Origin of the sequence: Dysgonomonas sp. 521 (assembly GCF_010501055.1) — a bacterium.
Taxonomy (GTDB): domain Bacteria; phylum Bacteroidota; class Bacteroidia; order Bacteroidales; family Dysgonomonadaceae; genus Dysgonomonas.
Window position 1 is genome coordinate 1 of sequence record NZ_QVMO01000126.1, and the last position, 7,589, is coordinate 7,589.

Sequence of the window (7,589 nt, forward strand, 5' to 3'; positions counted from 1 at the left end):
ATAAATACTTTGAGCCTGTCCAAAGTATCTTCCAGTAAGAGGATTGCTTCGCGTGATTTCTCAATGATGCTGCTGCCAGTACCATTTTCAATACACCTGAGACTCCGCAAAGCCTCGTCTTTCATTTTCGTTACAAAATCAATCATAAGCTTCATTTTTAGTTTGTGAATAAATGTATGAACTATCACAATGCCCTAAAGGACACTGTTTCCCAGTTTCCTGATTTTCACTTCACTTTGCTTAGCTTATTACTTCTTATTTTGCAATTTATCCCTCATTATCCACATCTACAGCCTCACCACTCACTTCAACAACTCCTTCAACTGCGCATACCGCCCCCTCACGATACCATCCTTATCCGTCAGGATGAATGTAGGCGTACCCACGATACCGTAATTGCGAAAGTTAGCCCCGTCGAAACCCTTATAGTCGCACAACTTGTCTGCCCAGGGCAATCCGGCAGATGTCTCCGCGTGAACTTCTTCGCCAATGTCGGCAGCAATGGAGATTACACGGATGCCATTATCTGTCAGTAATTTATAATTCTTTTTCAACTGTTCCAACTCATAATGACAGTTGCCACAGCCTGTTTCGTAAAAGACAATAAGGCTAAGATAGGGAACGAACGAACTGTCGCCCACTACAATCTCCGGCGCAGGCTGCCCGTTCAACGGCATGGTCAGGTACTCTGTGCCCAGCTCCGCCAGCAGGTAATCCTTGCCATATTTGCTGAACATACGGATAAACGACTGCGTCAGTTCGCGGCGCAGAGGGATATCAGTTATCTTGTCGAGCATATGTTTGCTATCGTTCAATAGAAGGCTGTCGTTACCCAGCGCCGACTCGTACCAGAGCTGTAGCATGGGTTGCCAGAAACCGCTGGTATACAGGTCGTGGAAATCCAGCTCCTGCGAAACGAAGCGGTGCTGCTCCACTACAATGCTATCGGGATGGGTATCCAGCGAACGCCCCATCCCCGACAGGCAGCCCAGCATCTCCACCATACGGGCGGCATACAGCGAACTTTCTTTCATCTCCTTCCTGAGCAGGCTGTACCTGGCTTTCAGCTCGCTAACCTGTTGCCAGTGCACGGAAAAAGGAGATGCCGTGCTACTTGCCGAATTCATCGCTGCATTGTAGTCGCTTATTATCCGGCTTTGGCGGGAAAAGAGCTCTTGCAGGTATGCGTTTTCAACCGAGCCCGAAAATATACCGCTGTCGGGTTCGCTGTCTTCTTTCACTGAGAGATTCTTCTCCCCGTTGATTATCATATTGATAGAGGTATGGGTGGTTGGCACCGAGAGGTTACCCACACCACAGTACGATGCATAACTGGCAGGCAGTGTAAACGATGCCTTGCCTACCGAATCGAGCCTGCCCACAGCCACCGTATCACGGGCAGTACCCTGTTTCAGGGTGAAAACATATTGCAGGTAGTTGCACGAGGGCAGGTCTATCTCGATGGTTTGGGCAAGGGCGCCCCCGGAAAATAATAGGAGGAGCCCCACCCAGCCTATACAAAGGACTGATGTACTGAATAAGTATCTTATTTTATTATTCATTATTTTTCTTTAATTCAAATATTTAAGGTCTGTTTAAGTATTAGCACCCACCCCTTAGGAAACTTGCTTTCCTACAAGGAGGTTGGCAAAATAGCTACAAGTCTTTGACACAACGAACGGCAAAACCATATGAACGGTCGAAAGCGTTAGCAGTGTTAACACTACCATTACCAATGTTTATGCGGTATGATGTTGTGCCTGTGATGGAACTAGTCCAGTAAAGACCCAACGAGCCTTGGTAGTAAAGGTTGCCATTTTCGCCACTCCGATGACCACTGAAAGGTATAAAGAGGGTTGTCTCTTCTGTGTCGGGCTTAATTTCAACTCCAGAACTATACTTTATGTTTATTTTAGTACCATTGTAGAAACTCCATGAATTGGCTGTCGCATTGTTGAGAGAACCTTGAACAGTCCCATCTTTGTATATACTTGCCCATTCGTCTTGCGATGGCAAGCGCCATCCTGTATCCTCATCCTTATTATATGTGCAGACATCTCCGTCACTGGCACTTTTAGCCCAAAATTTCCGATAAGTACCATCTTCTTTGTAGTGCGCACATGGGTCGTTCTGTTCAAAACGACCTGTTCGCCACAACAGATTAGCAGTAACTGTGTTAAGCCGGTACCAATAGTTTCTTGATGCATGGTAGATAAACTTTCCATAAAAATCTGTTGACGTTTCTATTATTTGATTGAAAGGGCTAGCGATATCCATATTAGTACAAATGCTGCCACTACCCATATGGGGTACTAAATCACTAAGATTATCTGGCATCTTTTGTGTGTTAGTAGGAGTTCCTCCACTGAACAAACGTTTTTCGTGTCCGTCAGCAATACGTCCCCATTGGAAGAGGCTACCCCATAGAATCTCTTCATCTGGTATATAAGTGTGTTTGTTATCACTTGCATTGGTAAAAGAGCCTATTTCGTAGGTCTTCTGATCGTTTATGGTAATACCTTTGTATGAAGCAGTACCAATATCTTTTCCTGCACCCAAGTTAAAGCACATAAAGGTTATCCACTCCCCTTGAGAGTTCTTGGCACCACAACCTACAGCCACTTCGGCAATGTTGGAAGTCAACACCGCACCCTCCGAACTTGTTGCCACACAGTAGAATCTATAAAAGCCAGTGAAGTTAGCATTACGGGTTGTACCCTTTAGTACTTCGGGTGTGAAAGTTGAAGTAACCTTAGAGCCATTTGATACGTTCTCTACTGTGCCATTTACTGTTTCTATGCCTAACGGGTCGATGGGTTTAATGATGCGTGCATGCACATTATTGCCCATTATCTGATACCACTGGAATGTCCATGTGCCATCACCTTCTACAGTGATGGACAGTTTTGGAGCCGGGATTTCGATCGTTGCGATGCCCGTTTCATTGAATGTAAAAGGTGCTGGTTGTTCTTTTATTGTCGCCGGAGAGATAGTCTTCCGCGAGGTAACCCACATCGTACCATTCCATACATAGATGTCCGGTTTGAGGACTTTATTTGGGTCAATGTTTGAAGGGTCATTTGTTATATTGTATACCATCAGACCTGCATGACGTTCTTTCAGCGAATTGGTATTAACTATATAATCGGGGTCGGTTTTTTCGATGAAAGGTTCTAAAGTAGTGATATCTTTCAGTTGGACACGAGGCAAGAGTAATCCACCATCGTCTTTTGTTACAGTTGCATTTTGGGAGTCTGAGACAGATGTTCCACTTGCCTGACGGGCTTTTAGGTCGAGTAAAGCTCCTCGTGTAGGCTTTAGGTCTGAGCCGAAGGTTACTTGTCCGCAAAGACTCACTGTTGTGGTCAGCAGAACAGTGAGAAAAAATATTTTATATTGTTTCATAATTGTTTTGTATTTAAAATTTACTCCATTCCCGCGAAGGGTGCTTTAAACCTTTCTTAGAGAAGAGGTTTGGAGAGGCCGATAATTGTTAACTATAACTTTTCTTGTAAGAAAAGTCGAGGGGTGCTATTTTTTTAGTCACTTTTGACACAACGAATAGCACTGCCTGACGCGCGAGTGGCACTGTTAGCCGGAGCAACCTTATTTTCGTCAAAAAACAGGATGTATGCACGATCTTCACTAAAAGCAGAAACACTCCAATAGTAGCCTTCTGTACTCTGGTTTCGAAGTGATCCATTAACATGATGACGGAAGCCATTAGCAGGTAGAAAAAGGGTTGTGGTTATGCCATCAGGTTTGATTTCGTAGCCCCGACTATAGTTTGTAGCAGTACCATCATACCAGTCCCAGTTATTGGCCAAGGCATTACCTGAAGCACCAGATACTGTTCCACCCCTGTATATACTTGCCCATTCGTCCTGCGATGGTAGACGCCATGATGTATTTGTATCTTCACAAACGCTCTTAGAGGCAGGCTCTGCATCGTTGTACCAGAAATCCTGATAAGAGCCATTATCTTTTAAGAAATGCGCACACGGGTCGTTCTGCACAAAGCGGCCTGTGCGCCACAACTGTATTTGCTTACTATTACCAATAGGATTCCATGTTGGGTTTCCAATTATAAATTCCCCATATCCGGGCGTTCCACTTTTTACCTGTTGCCAAGGGCTTGGTATACTTTTATCAGGGCAGAGAGAACCATCTGAAATATTAGCTATTAACACTCCACTATAGAGCTCTGTGTTCGATTTACGTTTCTCCTGCCCGTCAGCTATGCGTCCCCATTGGAAAAGGTCGCCCCATACTACTTCTTCATCTGTGATATAGCTATGTGTGCCGTTTGCTGCATTAGCAAATGCCCCTATCGTATAGCCTTTTTGTCCCTGTATGGTAATGCCATTGTATGAAGCAGTACCAATACCTGCTCCTGCTCCGAGATTGAAACACATAAAAGATATCCATTCTCCCTTGGAGTTCTTTGCACCACAACCCACGGCCACCTCTGCAATATTAGAGGTTAGTTCCTCTCCCAGCGAACTTTTAGCCACACAGTAGAACTGATAGAAACCTGCATTGTTGGCATCACTGGTAGGTCCTTTTAGTATATCGAGGGGGTACGGTCTGAATGTCTTTTCTTTATCGGTATCGTCTATTGCTGTCACAGTACTACCCTCTTCACTATTACCAATAGGTGCACCAACACGTATATGTCTATTACGGCCTACTACCTGATACCATTGATAAGTCCAGTCTCCCAATCCATCTACTTCAAATGTAAATTCCAATTCTCCTTTTTCTGCTTCCTCATTCCCTGTTTGGCAAAAGGTAAAGGGTTTAGGGTGCTCTTTGATGATAGCCGCAGCTTCGTTAGCAAATGTAGTCTCCCATTTTTTGCCATTCCACGTGTAGACTCCCGGATAGAGTGCAGCACCTGAACCATTATTGGTCAGATTATAAACCACCAGTCCTGCTAACCTCTCCTTCAGGTTGTTAATATTATCTTTAAATTCGGAGTCGTTGGCCGGAATAAAAGGCTCCAGAGTATTGACGCTCATCAGCTTCACCCGAGGCAAGAGTAGTCCTCCATCACCTTCTCGTACGGTTACATTGTTTTCGTCGGATGCAGAACTCAGCAGAACGTTATCCTTCGCCTGGCTGGCTTTCAGGTCGAGCAAAGCTACCCGTGTGGACGGTAAGTTCGATCCGATGGTTATCTGTCCACGGAGGCTCATTGTAGTAGTCAGCAATGTGGAGAGAAAAAATATTTTGTATGGTTTCATATACTTTTTATATTTAAAGTTTCAAAATTTAGAGTCTCAAGATTAGTTCTACTGACGCAGATATTTTATCCATGTTTTGCTCAAAGAACAATAATTGATTTTTGCTTCGCGACACACAAACTGGAGGTTTGCGTGAGCGGGGTATTAGTTGATTATTTTTTCTGTAGAGACAGATCTATGTGTCTTACCCATTTTGCCCTATTGTTTTATACTATCGAACACATAGGCTCATCACTTGGCATTACGTTGTTAGCTATTCCTAATGCAGCGTATGGCGATACCAGTCGAGCGATTAGCACTGTTAGCAGGTGCAATTGTGCCCCTATCAAAAAACAAGTGGTATGCATTCGTACTGTTAGCAGTAACAGTCCAGTAATAACCTTCTGTACCCTGATTGTAGAGTAAACCATCGTTTCCGCTCCGGTTGCCATTAGCAGGTAGAAAAAGGGTTGTGGTTATACCATCGGGTTTGATTTCATAGCCTGGACTATAGTTTGTTGTTGTACCTTCATGCCAAATCCATGTATTGGCCATAGCATTACTTGAGGAACCTGGAACTGTTCCTCCCCTATATATACTTGCCCATTCGCCTTGTGTTGGCGTACGCCAAAATGTACCTGTATCTTGGCAAGCTTCTCTATCAGGATAACTAGTAGCATCAGGTTCTCCATCATACCAAAATTCTTGATAATTACCATCTATCTTATAATGTGCACATGGGTCGTTCTGCACAAAGCGTCCTGATTTCCACATTGCGTCGGCAGAAGCCGATGACACACTAGTCGGAATCCAATTTGAGGCTCCATAAATAAATTTTCCATGCCAGACGTCATCGTAGCGATTTACTTGATAGTAAGGACGGGGTGATTCTGAAGTCCCTGTACAGCGTTTTCCTAAGAGTACAACACTTGATAGTTCGTCGTCATTATATTCTTTTATATTAGTAGGATCTCCATTAGCAAACAAACGTTTTTCGTGTCCGTCGACAATACGTCCCCACTGGAATAGGCTACCCCATACGTTTTCTTCTCCCTCTATATAAGCGTGTTTACCAGTTGTAGCATTAGTAAACGTATGAATAGTATGATTTTTCTGCTGCTCTATGGTAATGCCATTCTCAGCACCCAGATTGAAGCACATAAAAGATATCCACTCCCCATTAGTGTTCTTTGCTCCACAGCCGACCGCCACTTCAGCAATATCAGAGGTCAGTACAATACCTTCCGAACTTGTTGCCACACAGTAGAACTTATAGAAGGCTGAGTTTCTGCCGTGGAGGGTTATGCCCGGATATTCGCCAGAAGCATACTGCCTAAACACTTCAGGAGTGAAGGTAGGCGAAGTATCTCCTATGCCTCCTACTGTGCCATCCGATTTATTGATGGGAGTACCAAGACTCACATGAATATTGTTTCCCATTACCTGATACCATTGGTATACCCACTCACCTGGGCCATCAACAACGAAAGTCAGCGACTTGTCTTGCGGCTCTTTGCCCGTTTCGTAGAAAGTAAAAGGTCGGGGTTGAGAAACTATCGACGATGCAGCCTCATTGACGACCTCAACACCCCATTTCTCGCCATCCCAAACATATACACCTGAACGTAAAATTTTGTTTGGATCAGTATGTGACTGCTCTTTTATATTGTATACCATCAGGCCTGCCAAACGCAACTTCAATTGGGTATTATTGTAGTCTGCGTCACCGGATTGTATAAAAGGATCTAAAGTGGTAAGATTTTCCAGCTCCACACGTGGTAGTAGTAATCCCCCATCACCCTCAGCAACTGTGGTATTAGCATCATCAGTCACTGATGGTAGCTTACCTGTGGTCTGCCGGGCTTTCAGGTCGAGCAATGCTGCCCGTGTGGGTGTGATATTGGACCCCACGGTCACCTGTGCCCCGGCAAAGGAACTGCATAGCAAAAAGGCTATCGTGGCAAGCAGTAACCGCCAATGAACCATGATCTTGTTTTGTGTTTTGGTTGTTTTCATAAAAGCAATTTTTAAGCCACCCCCTCCCGGCCTCCCCAAAAGGTGAGGAGACCGGAGAGATGGAAAGATGAATAATACACCTCACCCCAACCCTCTCCTGTGGAGAGGGGGAAGCAGAGGCTCTGTTTATTATATTTAAATTTGAGTTGCTTTGACCGCCTCGCGCTACCTCCCCTTTTGGGGGAGGCAGGAGAGGGTGTATTACGGGGAGGCTCCGCCCTACTACTTTCGCAAGCGGCGGGCAGAATAAGTAAAGACAAATAAGACAACATTGTTGAAGACAACAAGACGGTAAGTTCGCCTCCCCGGATATTTATAATAATATATACAGTGTTGTTAAAACCGAAA

At 44.6% G+C, this 7,589-nt stretch carries 5 protein-coding genes; all 5 read right to left on the bottom strand.

Annotated elements, in window-relative coordinates:
- Positions 1-302: 302 nt before the first annotated feature.
- Positions 303-1,562 carry a peroxiredoxin gene (locus D0T84_RS20400; RefSeq protein ID WP_163309696.1) on the bottom strand — a complete coding sequence of 420 codons (1,260 nt, stop codon included), beginning with the start codon at positions 1,560-1,562 and terminating at the stop codon, positions 303-305.
- Positions 1,563-1,656: 94 nt separating this feature from the next.
- Positions 1,657-3,405 (bottom strand): FISUMP domain-containing protein, encoded by a 1,749-nt coding sequence (locus D0T84_RS20405; RefSeq protein WP_163309697.1) that lies wholly within the window; start codon positions 3,403-3,405, stop codon positions 1,657-1,659.
- 134 nt (positions 3,406-3,539) lie between these two features.
- On the bottom strand, positions 3,540-5,246 hold the full coding sequence (locus tag D0T84_RS20410; protein ID WP_163309698.1) for a hypothetical protein: 1,707 nt from the start codon (positions 5,244-5,246) through the stop codon (positions 3,540-3,542).
- Positions 5,247-5,495: 249 nt separating this feature from the next.
- Positions 5,496-7,241: a hypothetical protein gene (locus tag D0T84_RS20415; RefSeq protein ID WP_163309699.1), complete on the bottom strand. Its 1,746-nt coding sequence runs from the start codon at positions 7,239-7,241 to the stop codon at positions 5,496-5,498.
- 11 nt (positions 7,242-7,252) lie between these two features.
- A partial coding sequence (locus tag D0T84_RS22660) for a hypothetical protein (RefSeq protein WP_221413155.1) occupies positions 7,253-7,589 on the bottom strand: 337 nt, incomplete at its 5' end.